Annotated in this window: 16 protein-coding genes; 11 read left to right on the forward strand and 5 right to left on the reverse strand. The window is 35.8% G+C overall.

Annotated features, from left to right (window positions below; all coding sequences use genetic code 11):
• Positions 1-24 precede the first annotated feature (24 nt).
• The gene (locus AC0L6O_RS14355) at positions 25-654 is read left to right on the forward strand and encodes a hypothetical protein (RefSeq protein WP_473303302.1); all 630 of its coding nucleotides are present in this window, start codon (positions 25-27) and stop codon (positions 652-654) included.
• Positions 635-1165 carry a pentapeptide repeat-containing protein gene (locus tag AC0L6O_RS14360; protein WP_473303304.1) on the forward strand — a complete coding sequence of 177 codons (531 nt, stop codon included), beginning with the start codon at positions 635-637 and terminating at the stop codon, positions 1163-1165. Before AC0L6O_RS14355 ends, AC0L6O_RS14360 begins: the two co-directional genes overlap by 20 nt.
• Here AC0L6O_RS14360 and AC0L6O_RS14365 read toward each other — a convergent pair.
• Complete coding sequence (locus AC0L6O_RS14365; protein ID WP_473303306.1) at positions 1162-2577, reverse strand: ATP-dependent DNA helicase; 1416 nt, start codon at positions 2575-2577, stop codon at positions 1162-1164. The two genes, AC0L6O_RS14360 and AC0L6O_RS14365, sit on opposite strands and share 4 nt — an antisense overlap.
• 96 nt (positions 2578-2673) lie before the next feature.
• Here AC0L6O_RS14365 and AC0L6O_RS14370 point away from each other — a divergent pair, with 96 nt between their 5' ends.
• The 7 genes from AC0L6O_RS14370 to uvrC all read left to right on the forward strand — a co-directional run bounded on the left by AC0L6O_RS14370 (position 2674) and on the right by uvrC (position 8609).
• On the forward strand, positions 2674-3123 hold the full coding sequence (locus AC0L6O_RS14370; protein WP_473303308.1) for an NUDIX domain-containing protein: 450 nt from the start codon (positions 2674-2676) through the stop codon (positions 3121-3123).
• Positions 3116-3898, forward strand: a complete 783-nt coding sequence (locus AC0L6O_RS14375) for a DUF3822 family protein (protein WP_473303309.1) — start codon at positions 3116-3118, stop codon at positions 3896-3898. The genes AC0L6O_RS14370 and AC0L6O_RS14375 overlap by 8 nt, the downstream gene beginning before the upstream one ends.
• Before the next feature lie 193 nt (positions 3899-4091).
• Complete coding sequence (locus AC0L6O_RS14380) at positions 4092-4364, forward strand: PqqD family protein (RefSeq protein WP_341224748.1); 273 nt, start codon at positions 4092-4094, stop codon at positions 4362-4364.
• Entirely contained in the window at positions 4336-4752 is a 417-nt protein-coding gene (locus AC0L6O_RS14385) for a lasso peptide biosynthesis B2 protein (RefSeq protein ID WP_473303310.1), read from the forward strand. The genes AC0L6O_RS14380 and AC0L6O_RS14385 overlap by 29 nt, the downstream gene beginning before the upstream one ends.
• A 14-nt stretch (positions 4753-4766) precedes the next feature.
• Positions 4767-5663, forward strand: coding sequence for a serine kinase (locus tag AC0L6O_RS14390; RefSeq protein ID WP_473303312.1), 897 nt, complete (start codon positions 4767-4769; stop codon positions 5661-5663).
• Entirely contained in the window at positions 5650-6792 is a 1143-nt protein-coding gene (locus AC0L6O_RS14395; protein WP_473303313.1) for a nucleotidyltransferase family protein, read from the forward strand. The genes AC0L6O_RS14390 and AC0L6O_RS14395 overlap by 14 nt, the downstream gene beginning before the upstream one ends.
• A gap of 2 nt (positions 6793-6794) precedes the next feature.
• On the forward strand, positions 6795-8609 hold the full coding sequence (uvrC, locus tag AC0L6O_RS14400) for an excinuclease ABC subunit UvrC (protein ID WP_473303314.1): 1815 nt from the start codon (positions 6795-6797) through the stop codon (positions 8607-8609).
• Between the two features lie 35 nt (positions 8610-8644).
• Here uvrC and AC0L6O_RS14405 read toward each other — a convergent pair whose 3' ends face one another.
• Entirely contained in the window at positions 8645-8995 is a 351-nt protein-coding gene (locus AC0L6O_RS14405; protein WP_473303316.1) for a DUF6970 domain-containing protein, read from the reverse strand.
• A gap of 261 nt (positions 8996-9256) precedes the next feature.
• Between AC0L6O_RS14405 and AC0L6O_RS14410 the strand changes: the two genes are divergently transcribed.
• Positions 9257-10741 (forward strand): sulfatase family protein, encoded by a 1485-nt coding sequence (locus AC0L6O_RS14410; RefSeq protein ID WP_473303318.1) that lies wholly within the window; start codon positions 9257-9259, stop codon positions 10739-10741.
• Positions 10742-10908: 167 nt separating this feature from the next.
• Positions 10909-12378, forward strand: coding sequence for a pyridoxal phosphate-dependent decarboxylase family protein (locus tag AC0L6O_RS14415; RefSeq protein WP_473303319.1), 1470 nt, complete (start codon positions 10909-10911; stop codon positions 12376-12378).
• A gap of 306 nt (positions 12379-12684) precedes the next feature.
• On the opposite strand, the gene AC0L6O_RS14420 is transcribed toward AC0L6O_RS14415, so the two are convergent.
• From AC0L6O_RS14420 to AC0L6O_RS14430, 3 genes are all read right to left on the reverse strand, one after another.
• The gene (locus tag AC0L6O_RS14420) at positions 12685-14025 is read right to left on the reverse strand and encodes a 7TM diverse intracellular signaling domain-containing protein (RefSeq protein ID WP_473303320.1); all 1341 of its coding nucleotides are present in this window, start codon (positions 14023-14025) and stop codon (positions 12685-12687) included.
• Positions 14026-14148: 123 nt separating this feature from the next.
• Positions 14149-15120 (reverse strand): UDP-glucuronic acid decarboxylase family protein, encoded by a 972-nt coding sequence (locus AC0L6O_RS14425; protein WP_473303322.1) that lies wholly within the window; start codon positions 15118-15120, stop codon positions 14149-14151.
• Positions 15121-15129: 9 nt separating this feature from the next.
• Positions 15130-16443, reverse strand: a complete 1314-nt coding sequence (locus AC0L6O_RS14430; protein WP_473303324.1) for a UDP-glucose dehydrogenase family protein — start codon at positions 16441-16443, stop codon at positions 15130-15132.
• Between the last annotated feature and the right edge of the window lie 193 nt (positions 16444-16636).

A 16636-nucleotide genomic window follows, 5' to 3' on the forward strand; every position in this document is an offset into this window, starting at 1 on the left:
ACATCTTGTTATTCAGAAAACAAGATGTTAGAAAAAAATGAGATTGAAAACGAAGAACCTGTATCAAATGCTATTCCGAAGATAGATTCTGTTTTACTTCATGAGCTTTCCGAGCAGCTTGAATTTGAATCAGGATTATCAGGAGAAACTGTAGAATTTCTTTCTTCAAAATTAATCCCTCTTAAGATTAATGGACATTTTTATAAGGTCATTCCTGAATTCTTGAGAATAGATTCATTAAAAAGGAATGGTCTTTATGAAGATTATTTAACAAAAATGGACATTGGATTTTTGCAAAACGCTGAGGCATATCTGCTTAAGAAAATCCCGCTAAATTCAATACAAAAAGCTGAACTATGGCTCATAAAATATAGTTCTTATGAGGCCTGTCCTTATTACCATGGCATTGACGTTTTTGTTTCTTTTTTCGAAAAGAATACCTTAAAAAGAACTATTCAAATTGGCTCAAATTATACTGTAGCAGACCCTCCTATGGCTTTTGAGTCTATTTTAGAGTCTAAACAGGAAGAGAACCAAATTCATATTTCTTTGAAGCAGAAACAAATAGAAATGGAAGAGATGGGCGATAAAATCATTGAAGAAAATAAGCAAACATTTACTTTTAACTTAAGAGATGGAACGTTTCAGGAATAGTACGCAGAGAACTTTTGAAGAAGAAGAATTTGAAAAATTAGAATTTGACAGAACCCAAATCCTAGATTCTAATTTTGAAGATTGTGTTTTTCGCTCATGCAAATTCACCAATGTAAATTTTTACGGGACCAAGCTTCAGAATGTCTTATTTATCGATTGTAAATTTACTGGCGTTGATTTTTCTTCTTTGAGTATATTCTTAACAGAAATGCATTTTGACAAAAGTGTTTTACAAGTCTGCAGTTTCCGAAACCAAAAGCTTCAAAACATTAGTTTTAAATCTTGTGCGGTTAAAGAATGTGATTTTGAGACTTGTGACCTGCAGAAAGTATCTTTCAAAGATACGGAACTTTCTGGCACTACATTTACTAAATGTGACCTACGTCAAGCCGACTTTAAGACCGCTAGCAACTATTACTTTGAACTCACTCAAAACAAAGTAAAAGGTGCTAAATTCTCTTACCCAGATGTTTTGAGTTTTTTATCGCAATTTCAGTTAAAAATATCCTAGTAAAACATTCCATTAAAATTCACTAAGAAAACCTCCTTTACACCACGAGTAAGTCCGGTATAAAGCCATCTAAGATAATCTGAGTCAATCTGGTTATTAGGAATATAACCTTGGTCTACAAAGACCGCATCCCACTGACCACCCTGAGATTTATGACAAGTTAAAGCGTAGGCATATTTTACTTGAAGAGCATTTAAATAAGGGTCTGCAGCTAATAGCTCAGACCTTTCTTTTTTGGTTTTTACCCAGTAATAATCTTTGAGAACAGACTCATAAAGCTCTTTATTTTCTTCTCTACTGAGTGTAGGCGAATTAGAGTTTAATGTGTCTAAAAGTATCATGGTGTCAAACTCAGGGTCGTTAGGGTAATCTACCAACTGTAATGTAACATGCTGAAATCTAAAACCATGCATTTCTTCCTCCCTAACTAAACGTTTTACTTCCGCAAACTCTCCGTTTGCTATAAAACCAGCTTCTGACTCTTCGCCTAAAACAGTATAATTATTTCTAACCACCATTAGCATATCACCATTCTCTAACTCACTTTCGTAGCCATGAATTCTATTTCTGATGTACTGATTATACTGAACCGCGTTTTTATTTGACCGTGTAATAACAATAGTATTCTGCTGCCCATACTTTTCATAAGCGTATCGCAATCCATCTTCAATACGCTCACTAGTCATCCTGAAAATATCTTTGAAAGCCTTAGTTTCAAATTTCATAGATGGATTTTGCTCTCCAATATTTTCTCTAATTTTAGTGGCATTCACCAAAATACCAGAGCCCTCCTGCTGCCTCGTAACCTCGGTCAAAGAGACTCCCATCACATCAGCAAAATATTGATTTTCAAGATGCTCGGCGTTCAATGCCGGGCTGTACTCCATACCAATAGGTGGCAACTGAGCCTCGTCACCAATCAGGAGCAATTTATTTCCAGCTCCATCAAAAACATACTTTATTAAATCACTCAATAAGCTGTCTTTTCCAAACTCACGCTTATCACCTATCATAGATGCCTCATCTACAATATAAAGGACTCCTTCGGCATTGTTTTTTTGCAACTCAAAAGCAAAATTTCCAGTATAAGAATCCTCTTTCTGTTTGTATATTTTCTTGTGAATAGTTTGAGCTTGGCGTTTAGAGTAGCTTGCCATTACTTTAGCCGCCCTACCCGTAGGAGCCATCAATATCGACTTCCATCCAAATTTTGGTAAAACCTTCATTAAAGAACTAAGAAAGGTAGTTTTACCCGTACCTGCATAGCCTCTTAGTACAAAAATTGACCGATCTTTATCTTCCTCCACCAAGAAAGTATCCATTAATTCAAACAGTCTTAACTGTCCTTGGGTAGGTTCAAACTTAAATTTCTTTTGTAGTAATTCCGACGGTTTTGGTATTTCTTCAGCCATAAGCGTTTCTTAATTAAAGCCTAGTGCCTCTTTATTGACATTTGCTCATTGATGTAGGCACGAAATACGCTAATTTTGAGCAAAAGTTAAGACTAAATGCCCTCAAATATCAAAGAGCAAGTCCATCAACACTACGGAAATAAGATAAGAGTACGAACCTGTGGCGTTATAATTCAGGACGGTAAAATTTTAATGCTAAAGCATGACGGAATAGGCAAAAAAGACTATTTTTGGAATGTACCTGGCGGCGGATTAGAAAAAGGAGAAAGCCTAATTTCAGGCCTCAAACGTGAATTTCAGGAAGAAACTGGTTTAAAAATAAAAGTCAAAAAACTCTTATATTTGAATCAATACATTGTATCTCCATTACATGCCATTGAGTACTACTTTGAAGTAGAAAAAATCACAGGAAATGCTGAACTAGGTCATGACCCAGAAGAAATTTTGGTTTTGAGCCAATTAAGCTGGTTTAGTAGAAGCGACTTTGAAAATTTAGACAAGGATTGCAAACCAAATTTCCTTTTAAAGTATTTGAATTTTGATTGAAGACATAGGATATATAGAACCAGTTTTGCTCATAAAACCTGAGAAGTTTTCGATAGAAAATATAGAACAGTATGACCTCTGTATTGAAATTGGAGCTACCTATTTCAGGTTTGCTATTAAGGCTGAAGGCACCTTCATTAGTTTAGAAGATTTTCAGTACCCAGTAAATCAAACCCAAAATGAATTTATTAAATCCATTTTTAACGAACACCCTTATCTAGCAGCTAGATTTTGGAAGACTATAAAGGTCATTCTACACTCTACCAAGAAAACTGTGGTACCTGGTGAAATAGATGCCGACCTGGCAAGTCAAGTTTGGGAAACGCTTTATGGAACGCCTGAAAAAGGTTCGAGTATTCTTTATGCCAGAACTGACCAAAACTCAATTATATTTCAAGCTAATAAAGAACAACTTGATTTCCTTTTTAAATTTTACAGTGAAAAGAAAATCACTATTAAACTAGCGGAAAGCCTTCTTCCATTGGGTGATGAGCAAGAAACTTATTTACTTTTTGATGGCAAAGGCTGTCATTTGACATACAATACACCCCAATTAAATTGCTATTATGCAATAGATTGGAAAAAAATAGATAAAAGTAGGCTACATCAAAATGTACTTTTAATAGGTGAAATAACGGAATATGCCACAGAATTTAATCAATTAACAAACGAAATAAATCACGCTAAAAAGGCTCTATTAACACCTAACATTAGGCTTTCAGCAGAATTTTCTCAAATAGCAGAATTTAGATATTTCATAATTTTCAACTCATAGTCAACTTTCAGTAAATTCTGAAAATACAATATGTTTAAAAATATAGAAAACAAGAAATGGTTTATGTCTCTCAAAAAGCTAGGTTGGGCTGGTTTTTTCTTTTTTTTAGTAAAGGGTTTGACCTTATACGTTCTTTTACCATATTTGATAACAAAGGGAGTTATAAACTGCGAATCTTAAGCAAAAACACTAAATGAATAAAACATATAAGCTAACAGAAAAACAAGTCTCCACTTCTTTATCAGGAGAGTCTGTTATCCTTAATCATGAAAAAGGAAGCTATTACTCCTTAAATGAAGTAGGTACCTTCGTTTGGAAAATCTTAGAAGAGAAAGAAGCCAGCAAAGAACTATTAATTAGTGAAGTCTTAGAGAACTTTGATGTAGCTAAAGAAGAATGTAGTTCCGATTTAAATACCCTTTTAGATGACCTAATTAATGAAGGACTTGTGGAAGAAGTTAAATAAACTGGTCGCACTTCCATCAGAAGAGAAAAGGGCTTTATATCATGCAGCTTGGAATATGCTGCGTATTACCGTAGCCTTAAGGGTTCTCAAATTCCAAAGTTTCAAAAACTACTACAAAACTATCAGTAGCAATCCAAAAACCATATTTTCAGAAGAAATTTACAAATTAGCAATAAAACGTTTCGCTACTATCCGACCTCAAACATTCAGTTGTTTACCTCAAGCATTGTGCTTTAAGAAACAATTTCAAGACAGTAAATTAATTATAGGTATTCAACCAAGCTCCACCACAAATTTAGATGCTCATGCATGGGTAGAGCGAAAAGGTGAGTTTCTTATTGGAGAAATTCCTAACTTTGATTACCTGCCACTCTGGATTTGGGAATAAAAACCGTAACAAAATTGAATTATTTAGCTTTTGGACTAAACATAAACGCTGATATTGACTTTTCTGACATGCTTCAGCCTAGCAGCGAAAGTGCTAATGTTACCATAAAGAAAGCTGTTATTCCCGAAGAAGATTTTGAATTCACTAATGTTTTTAGAAAAGGAGTTCAGGCTTCTATTGCATTTAAAGATAAAACCGTAATACTTAACTGGGAGGGCATAGTAAGGTGTCAAATTAGTGCAGGAAAGGAACTTCTTTACCAGGATTTAGGCGACGACCAACAAACTTTAAAATTGTTCCTTCTTAGCGAAGCCATTGGAATTCTATTACTTCAAAGAAATATATTCCTACTTCATGGCAGTGCTGTTTTAATTGGTAAACAGGCACATGTTTTTGTGGGAGAACCAGGAGCCGGTAAATCAACAACTGCAGCTGCTTTTTGGAAAATTAACCAAACTATTCTAACAGATGATTTGGTAGCTATTGACTTAGAAAAAGACAGGCCTATGCTTATTCCTGCCTTTCCACAGTTTAAAATATGGGACAACACGGTAGAAGGTTTAAATGTAGAGCCCTCTCTACTCCGACCATCTTTTGAGGGGAATAAAAAATACTTAATCTCTCAAGACTTTGACAGTTTCCCTACCAAACCCTGCGAATTAAAAAGTATTAACATTCTTACTTTAGAGGAAAACTCAGAGCCTCTCAATATGCTAAATGTTCCCATTGAACTACTAAAACATTTTCCTCTACCGCATCAAATATTAAGAGGTCTTGTTCATGCAAATCATTTCAAATCTGCTGTTAAACTTTCTCTTACCAGTAAAATAGTGAAATTCAACAGGCCAAATGGCTTTGACGCATTGGGTACTTTTGTTCAAAACATGACAAGTGAGTATGAAGCTAAGTAATGAAGTTGCAGCATTTCTAAACATCATTAATGTCTATTTTCATACCGAAAAGGAACTTGACCAAGCACTGTTTTCAAAAGTCAATTGGAAAAAGTTTGAGAAAGCACTTGAGTTTCATGCAATTCGACCTATTGTTTATGATATACTTAAAGACTCCAAGATTGAAGTACCAAATAAGCTCCTGAAAAATCTTGAGATATTCTCTACTGCTCAAGCAGTATCTCATTTAAGTAACTCTTTGGAACTTAAAAGGTTAGAATCAGTCTTTCAAAAAGCTTCTATTCCTATGATTTCTTTTAAGGGAGTGGCTTATCAAAAAGCTCTTTACACCACAGGGCTCAGGGAAGCTGGAGATATGGATATACTTGTCAATAAAGAACAACTTCCCTCAGCCTTGGTATTGCTTTGGACTGATGGCTATACTTTCAGTATACCTCAAATTTTTAGCAGTATTGAAGACTATATTAGTCTTTTTGAGAAGGCACCCGAACAATGTGAAACTCCCTTAATAAAAAAAAATCTCCATGTAGACCTCCATTGGGACATTCATCATAGTTTTTTACCCTACAAGCTCCCTGTTGATTTCATTCAAAGCCTAGAAACAGATACGGAACAAATTTTCTGGACATTAGTAAATCATCATGGAGCCAAAGAATTCTGGTTAAGATTAAAACACTTAATTGATTTGGCAGCATTTCTCGAGAAATATGGAGACAATTTTGACTGGCCCAAAGCATATACAATAGCATGTCAAACAAAAATGTCTACAGTCTTTTTGAATGGCTTTTTCCTTATATCTAACAAACTGAATGTAGAGCTCCCCCCGTACATTAAAGAACTCTTAATAGATTACGAATATAAAGCATATCCCAAAACCATAAGATATTGGAACATAGGCAAAACTTGGGCAACCACACTTCCGAGGCTTCATTACGAACAAATTTTATTGTTATCTCAAGATTCAGGCTTCAACAAATGGGTGTACTTTAAAAACATCTATCAAACCTATACCAAACCAAACCCAATTGAGCCTAAACGTTATCTATACTTCCCAGAACGTTTCCACTTTTTGAACTTTTTAAGCAAGGTTTTCTCTTATCTTATTAAGAAAACTTTTGGTATTAAGTAAGTATGGCAAACATCAAATTTGATTATAAGACTAGAATTCCGCTATTACCTAATGAGCCAGGGATTTATAAGTACTTTGATGAAAACGACACCATAATTTATGTTGGCAAAGCCAAAAATCTCAAAAATAGAATAAGTAGCTATTTCTACAATTTTGACAGTGCAGATAGAAAAACAAAAAGGCTCGTTTTAACTATCCGAAAGTTAGAATACACCGTAGTGCTTTCAGAATGGGAAGCTCTTTTATTAGAGAATAACATGATAAAGGAACTTCAGCCAAAGTTCAATATCTTACTAAAAGACGATAAAACGTATCCTTATATTTGTGTCACCCGCGAACGCTTTCCAAGACTCATTAAAACGAGACGAATAGAAGATAAACAACGCGGAAAAATGTACGGGCCTTACGTTAATGTAAAAGCCATGCATGCTCTTTTAGACATGTTTACCCAGCTTTACACCATAAGAACCTGCAAGTATAATCTGTCAAAAGAAAACGTAGCTGCCAGAAAGTATAAGCTCTGTTTAGAATACCATATTGGCAACTGCCTTGGTCCTTGCGAAGACTTACAGGCAGAGGCTGATTACATGCATGAGATAGACCAAATTCATAACATCCTTAAAGGTAACCTTGCTCCCGCTAAAGAGTATTTTCTAAGAAAAATGCAAGAGGCTGCTGTGAATCAAGAGTTCGAAAAAGCTCATGAATACAAACAAAAACAAGATTTTCTGAGTAACTATCAGGCTAAAGCTACAGTGGTAAATCCGTCTATAAAAGATGCTGACGTTTTTGTGATTCAGTCGGATGCCGATGCGTCCTATATCTGTTATCTAAAAATAAGTAATGGAACCATTATCCAAACTCAAACTTTAGAGGTAAAGAAAAAGCTAGAAGAGCCCGATGATGAAGTTTTAGAGAAAGTCATGTTTGAAATACGGCTTAAATATGACAGTCAAGCCAAAGAGATTTTCAGTAATATAGAAGTTGACACCGACCTTAAGGCTGAAGTAGTTGTCCCTAAAATTGGCGACAAAAAGAAGCTTATTAAGATGGGCTTAAGAAACGTGATGTATTATCGTCACGAAAAAGCCGAAAGAGAGGCTATTGCCAAAAGTGGAGCTACTAACAGGCGTGACCGAGTTTTAATAAAGCTAAAACAAGACTTACAGCTTAAAGAGCTTCCTAGGCATATTGAGTGTTTTGATAACTCTAATATTCAAGGCACTAACCCTGTATCGGCCATGGTACTATTCAGGAATGGGCAACCTAGCACAAAAGAATACCGTCATTATATTCCTAAAACCATAGTAGGACCTGATGATTTCGGTACCATGCGTGAGGTGGTTTACAGAAGGTATAAAAGACTGCTGGAAGAGAAGGAAGACTTGCCAAACCTTATAGTTATTGATGGCGGAAAAGGTCAACTTTCAGCTTCAGTTTCTGCACTTAAAGATTTGGGCATTTATGGAAAAATCCCAATAGTTGGTATTGCGAAAAGGTTGGAAGAAATTTACTTCCCAGAAGACAGCTTGCCCCTCTATATTGACAAAAAGTCAGAATCGCTTAAGTTAATTCAACGCTGTAGAGACGAAGCTCACCGTTTCAGTATCACACATCATAGAAACAGAAGAAGTAAAGCTTTTATTAATAGCAGCTTAGAATCTATTGAAGGCATAGGAAAACCTACAGCCACCAAGGTTCTTAATCATTTCAAAAGCATTTCAAACTTAAGAAAAGCTACAGAAGAAGAGCTAATTACGCTAGTAGGAAAAGATAAGACCCGAAGAATTAGAGATTTCTTTGAGAAAGATTCATAGAATGAGATACCAAGAAAACTTGGCAACTTATTGCACTATTTCTCCCAAACCGTTTCCTTAAAAACGGCATTTGAAAATTCTTCTCCATTAATTTCCGTATTACCAGTTATTCCTCCCAAGAGACCAATACGCTCACAGTCTATATCAAAAACCTCTGCTGCCATATCAGCACCGCAGTTTCCTGGGTCAAAAACAATTACAAACTCCCCTTGAAATTCATAAGACTTAATACTCACATTGCTCTCACAGCTTTGGTCTTTTGAGAAATTCTCTACTTTCTCAGATAAGCAGCTACTCATAAGTGGGTCTGTGATAACTTCATCTTCAACCGTCAGTTTTTCGCAGCCAAACGCCAGTAAAGGCAATAGCAATAGGTACTTTTTCATATTTCACTAAAACTTATGTCTTTAAAATGAATTCTCCCACAAATAGGTTGGTTGAATTTTAAAAATAGGTATCAAAAGAAAACTAGATTCCACATCTTTTCTTATTGCTCAAATCCACCTCACAAGCTATGCCTTTGCTTTGACACTCATCACGCTCTGGTATTATTCTGGCAACTTTATGCCATAAAATAGGTTCTACACGCTCTTCTAATTGTTCAGGAAAAACTTATCACTATTTTTAAAACACATAAAACCTATTACATGAAATACCCTATACTAAAACTATTGAGCTTAGCCCTCCTCTTTGGTTCTTGTCAAAAAGAAAAGAAACCAAACGTTGTTCTAATATTTACAGACGACCAAACATATAAGGCCATTGGTGCTTTAGGCAATCATCAAGTTAAGACGCCGAACATTGACCAACTTTATTCTGAAGGAACTTCATTTACTCATGCCTATAATATGGGCTCCTGGAGTGGTGCTGTTTGTACCGCTTCGCGGTCAATGCTGATATCAGGCATGTCGGTTTGGAATGCAAATCAAAATAGAAAAAAATGGCATGCTAAAGACTCCCTTTCAATAGCTAACACATGGCCAAAACTAATGGAAAGTGCCGGTTATGACACTTATATGACTGGTAAATGGCATGTTGATGTTCCTGCCGATGATATTTTTCAAAATACCCTACACATTAGACCAGGAATGCCAAACGATGCCGCAAATCATCCTCAGCTAATGAAAGAGTATAAAGAAGGTGATGCTAAATATCCTGCCATTATGCCTGCAGGCTATAACCGCCCTTTAAGTGCTACCGACACATCATGGAACCCAACAGATAAAGGAAGAAGTGGTTTTTGGGAAGGGGGAAAACACTGGTCAGAAGTATTAAAAGATGATGCACTAAGTTTCATTGAGAAAGCTTCTAAGAAAGATAATCCTTTCTTTATGTACCTTGCCTTCAATGCTCCGCATGACCCACGCCAGTCGCCACAAAAATACCTTGACATGTATCCTGTAGAGGATATTGAACTGCCTGAAAACTTCAGAACCGACTATGACTTTCATGAGGAAATTGGCCTTGGCTATAAATTAAGAGACGAAGCTCTAGCTCCATTCCCTAGAACGGAATTAGCAATAAAAACCCATTTAAGAGAGTACTACGCCCTCATAACACACCTTGATGAGCAAATAGGCGGCATACTTTCTGAGCTAAAAACCAAAGGATTAGATGAAAATACTTATGTCTTTTTCACGGCAGACCACGGCTTAGCAATAGGAAGCCATGGACTTATGGGGAAACAAAACATGTACGACCATAGTATGAGGGTACCTTTATTGGTCAAAGGACCATCAATACCTAAAGGAGCATCACTTGACCAAGACGTTTTCTTACAAGACATCATGGCGTCTGCATTAGAAGTAGCTGGCGTACAAAACTCTGACTTTGTAGAGTTTAATAGTCTAATTCCTTTAGCTACAAATGTTTCAAATAGTCAAGGTTTAGATGCTGTTTATGGCTGCTATTTGGGATTACAAAGAATGGTAAGGAAAGACAATTTTAAACTGATAGCTTACCCAAAAGCGAATAAACTGAGACTCTTTGATTTGAAAAACGACCCAAACGAATTGAATGATTTGGCAGAAAACTCAGATTATCAAGGAAAAGTAAAAGAACTATTTGCAGAGCTAGAGAAATTACAAGAGCATTATAACGACAAACTAGATTTAGCGTTTATGAAACCTTAGTTTCAATCTTTATAAAAGCATTTAAGTCACTGATTTCAAAACTCATAAAGCCTAATGGCCTTATGAGTTTTTTTTATAGCTTTGGTAAAAGGTAAATTCCATTTCTCAATAAGCTTTGAACTAAATAAACTCTCAATCAAAGACTAACCCTTACGCTCATTTCAGCCATGACAAAAATCAGAAAATCATCAATAGAAATAGACAAAGAAGAGTTTCGCAAGGTTGGTTATGAATTGATTGATAAAATTTCAGACTTTATTGAAGGAATAGATAAAAGACCAGTTACACCAAACGAAAAGCCTAGCCAATTACAAACTAAATTGGGTAGTTCGTCTTTACCCCAAAACGGAATTCCAGTAAACGACATCATTAGCAAAGCCACAGATTTACTTTTCAACCATTCTCTTCTGAATGGCCATCCAAAGTTCTTAGGCTATATAACCTCATCTGCAGCTCCTATTGGGGCATTGGCAGACCTACTTGCGGCATCTGTCAATCCGAACGTAGGAGCACATATTTTAAGCCCTATGGCCACAGAAATAGAGAAACAAACCATTCAATGGCTGGCTGAGTTCATTGGTGTTTCGCCAAACTATGGTGGCATTTTGGTCAGTGGTGGTAATATGGCAAACTTCACAGCCTTTTTAGCTGCTCGAACTGCTAAAGCTCCTAAAAGCGTAAAAGAAGATGGTATTAGTGATAAACTGACTATCTATTGTTCTAAAGCTACCCATACCTGGATTGAAAAAGCTGCCATTTTATTCGGTTTAGGTACAAAGGCAGTACGTTGGATACCAACTGACCATGCCAACAGAATGGACATTGAAGCATTAGAAAGTGCTATACATAGTGATGTCACAAATAACTACAAACCCATTATGGTGGTAGGAACAGCTGGCGATGTGAGCACTGGCGTGGTAGATAAGCTATCTGATATAGCGACTATTTGTAAAAAACATAATTTGTGGTTTCATATCGATGGAGCATATGGTGCCCCTGCAGCTCTTATTCCAGAGCAACAGTATTTATTTGAAGGAATGATTGAGGCCGATTCCATAGCTTTAGACCCTCACAAGTGGCTTTATAGCCCTTTAGAAGCCGGCTGTACTTTGGTAAAAAATCCGCAGCACTTAATTGACACGTTCAGCTCACATCCTGAATACTACAACTTTAGCAATCACGAAAATGAGATAGCTCAAAATTTCTATGAATATGGACTTCAAAACTCACGTGGCTTTAGGGCCTTAAAAGTTTGGATGACCTTGCAGCAAGTCGGTCGTAGTGGTTACCAAAAACTTATCAGTGAAGATATTCAACTTTCAGAAATCCTCTTTGACTTAGCCAATGAAGAAGACGAACTAGAAGCCGTTTCTCAAAACCTTAGTATTACCACTTTCAGGTATACCCCTTCGAGCAACCGTCAAAATGAAGAATACCTTAATAAGCTAAATGAAGAAATTCTCAATCAACTTCAGGCTGGCGGAGAAGTTTTTTTGTCAAATGCTTTAGTGAAAGAAAAGTATTGTTTGAGAGCCTGCATTGTCAACTTCAGAACATCCGAAAAAGACATCAAAGAAGTTATTAAAATAGTGTTAAAAGAAGGAAAAAAGGCTCACTTAAAACTATCAAAAATTTAGTCTTAGTAAAAAGCACTTGTTAACATGAGTAGCTCGTTCTTACATGTCAAATTGATAATTAACATTATCAATTTGAGCCTCAACAAAAAAAGCATCGGAAATAGCCAATCATAACTATTCCGATGCAATCTGTTTATAGTGGACTAGATATTGGAAGTTAATCAGTCTTCCATGGCTACAAGTCTCAACAGCGAAATTCGGTCAAAAGCCGCTACGAAGCAATTAAACTAAGGGTAGTTAGCGGGTAGTCTGTGGGTAGTGGCAGGGTAAAACAAGCAATTAGAGCCAGTTTTCGCTTCTTTTATATCAATTCAAAGAATCAATAAAGCTTGGTTGAATTTCACTTCTACTTTTAATATTCAATTTAGCGTAAAGCTTTTTAGTGTGATACTTCACTGTATTTATTGATATAAATAACTCTTCTGCTATTTCTTTGTTTATTCTTCCTGCCGCTATTAGCTCCAGTATCTCTATTTCTCTTGAACTTAAAACATCTGCTGTAATTTCATTTTCCTTTCCAGCATTTAGCTTTTCTAACTCTTCCTCTAGAGAGTTTAATTGATTAGTATAGGCGTAAAGCTGCCTCACCATAACTTTATGATCTCTATGAATTACACGCATTCTATAAACCACCGCATAACTTAAAAGAAGCATTTCCACTATCCCTCCTATTTTTAAATATTTAGTGGTAATGCCCAAATTAGCCCACCCCATAAGCGGTGAAATAAAGAAATCGAAAGCCATAAATAATATGGCACAGTACGCTATTACAAAAATTTTGGAATAATTATTCTTACGAAAAAGAAATACCCCTGTTACCCAAATTATTATTAAAATAGAAATAGACAACACCTCAGACACCTTCATCCAAAGAAAATCATCAGTGCCTATAAATGCGAAAAAACTTACAAGTATCAATCCATTTATAGAAAACAAAAGCAACTTATACTGCTTCCAGTAGCTCTCCATATTCAGATAATCAATGGCAAACACAGTTCCGGACAAGGCCACAAAAAAATGTGTTAGTATTTCTAAATGCGACGACAAATATGTTTCCCCGCCAAGAATTAAATGAAGAAAGCCATCTCTCTGAAAAATGGCTGCACTTATAAAAAAAAGGAAAATACTATAATGAAGAAAACTTCTTTCCTTCATACTAAAGAAGTAAAACAAGTTCATTACTATCACCATCAAAGTAAATCCGTAATAAATCCCAGAAGTTAACAAACTTCTATTTTCAAGCTGATTAAAGCTCTCTGCATTAACAAGCTTAACCGGAATAAAGGCCTCTTTATCACAATTCACTTTAAAGTAAACTGTTTGATTAGCTGGAATTTTAAAAGAAGGAAAAACAGAACCTACAATAGAAGAAGTTACTACCCCCTCAATATAACAATCAACTTCCTTTAAATGTGCAGACGTTAACTCACATACGGCATCCTCCGAATCGTTTTCAATCTTAATCCAATACACTCCATTCTTAGCCCCTTCACTTACTTTTTCTTCGAAACCAATAAAGTGCTTAGCACTAACTTCTTCCAAAGTTTCTAGAGGAGATTTAGCACGATAATATGAAAGTTCTTGAGCCGATACATTAAAGGATTGGAGCAGAAATAGCAGTAAGATGCCTCCTAAAATTCTTTTCAATTTTTATTTAATGGTTAAAGTTTTGCGAGTTTACTCATTTTTCAGCTTCTAGAAAAGAAGGATCAGACATAAAAAAAGCCCGAAGACATCAATCTTCGGGCTTTAATAGCTATTTAAATTCTTTTAAAACTCTTTATGCTTTGCTTCATCAAAAAGTCTGTCTCTTGTAAAACCTTTGAAATAATCAAAAGTAATAGCCAAACCTTCTTCTCTACCAACTTTAGGTTCCCAATCCAAAATTTCTTTTGCTTTGGTAATATCTGGTTGACGTTGTTTTGGGTCATCTACAGGCAAATCTTTATAAATTACCTTCTGGTCTGTATTGGTAAGTTTGATAATTTCCTCAGCAAAATCAGCGATACTAATTTCGATAGGATTACCAATATTTACTGGCTGAGCATAGTCAGAATGAAGTAATCTATAAATACCTTCAATCAAATCGTCTACGTAACAGAAAGAACGTGTTTGACTACCATCACCAAAAACCGTTAAATCTTCTCCTCTCAAAGCTTGCCCCATGAAAGCAGGAATTACACGACCATCATTCAATCTCATTCTTGGTCCATAAGTATTGAATATCCTTACTATTCTGGTTTCTACGCCATGAAATGTATGATAAGCCATAGTCATAGACTCCTGAAAACGCTTAGCTTCATCATATACACCTCTAGGTCCTACTGTATTTACATGTCCCCAGTAGTCTTCTGTTTGAGGATGAACCTGAGGGTCACCATAAATTTCAGAAGTAGAGGCTATTAAAACTCTCGCATTCTTAACTCTAGCTAGTCCTAAGCAATTATGAATTCCTAAAGAACCTACTTTTAAGGTCTGAATGGGAATTTTCAAATAATCAATTGGCGACGCAGGCGAGGCAAAATGAAGAATATAATCTAAGTCACCCGGCACATGAATGTATTTACTAACATCATGGTGGTAAAACTCAAAATTTTCTAGTTTAAACAAGTGTTCAATATTTCTTAAATCACCTGTTATAAGGTTATCCATCGCTATTACGTGATACCCTTCTTTAATAAATCTATCACAAAGGTGTGAACCCAAAAAACCTGCTCCACCCGTAATTAAAATCCTCTTCATTTGATAAAATTAGCCGTTTATTACTTTTCTTCCTATTGAATAATATGTAAAACCTTTGTTCTCCATATTATTTAGGTCATAAAGGTTTCTTCCGTCAAAGATAACTTTGTTTTTTAATGCATTCCCTATTTTATCAAAATCTGGAGAACGGAATTCTGGCCATTCGGTCATAATCATCAATGCATCTGCTCCTTCAATAGCTTCATACATAGACTTTGCATATTTCACCTTACGTCCTATTTCTCCTCTAATATTATCCATAGCTTCAGGGTCAAAAACAACCACTTTTGCTCCTGCTCTTCTTAGAGACTTAATATTATACAAAGCTGGTGCCTCTCTAATATCATCAGTATGCGGCTTAAACGCCAAACCCCAAATGGCAATAGTTTTCCCTTTAAGTTCTCCATCAAAATAATCCTTTATTAAAGGCATCATTTTGGTCTTCTGCTTATCATTAACTTTCATTACTGATTTCAAAATTTTGAAATCGTAATCATATTCTGCTGCAGTTTTACCTAAGGCCTGTACATCTTTCGGGAAACAGCTACCACCATAACCAATACCAGGAAACAAGAAACGCTTACCAATTCTACTATCCGTACCTATTCCTTTTCTTACATTATCTACATCGGCACCTGCTCTTTCACAAAGATTAGCAATCTCATTCATAAAGGTAATTTTCATTGCCAAGAAAGAGTTTGCAGCATATTTTGTCATTTCAGCAGAACGCTCATCCATAAAAATCACTGGATTACCTTGACGTACTAATGGAGCATAAAGACGCTTCATTATTTCTTGAGCTCTTTCAGACTCCGTTCCTACCACTACTCTGTCTGGCTTCATGAAATCATCTACCGCCACCCCTTCGCGTAAAAACTCAGGATTAGAAACTACATCAAAATCAACTGTAGCATTTTTGGCTATAGCTGCTCTTACTTTTTCAGCAGTTCCTACTGGCACCGTACTCTTATCTACTATTACGGCATATTGTTTCATGGTTTTACCCAAATCATCCGCTACACCTAATATATATTTCAAATCTGCTGAGCCATCTTCACCTGGAGGTGTTGGCAGAGCTAAGAAAATAACCTCTGCATCCTTTATCCCTTCTTCTAAAGAAGTGGTAAAAGTCAAACGGCCTTCTTTTGTATTTCTATCAAAAAGCACATCTAAACCTGGCTCGTAAATGGTCATTTTCCCTTTTTTAAGGCTTTCTACCTTTTGAGGGTTATTATCCACACATATAACGGTATTACCGGTTTCGGCAAAACATGTTCCGCTTACTAAACCAACATAACCTGTTCCAACTACTGCAACTTTCATTTTAATTGTTTCTTTATAAGTTTTAAATGACTTTGAGACAAAAGTAGTACTTTTCTTATCGCTTCCAAATACCTTAAAATAAAAAAGTCAACAAACATCAACATCAATGTATAACTTATCAAACAAAAATACTCAATAAGTCATACATCAAGAACACTCATGTTCACTTTACAAAACAGAACGAAACATTCCA

The organism is Arcticibacterium sp. GJ41-1 (genome assembly GCF_055808875.1).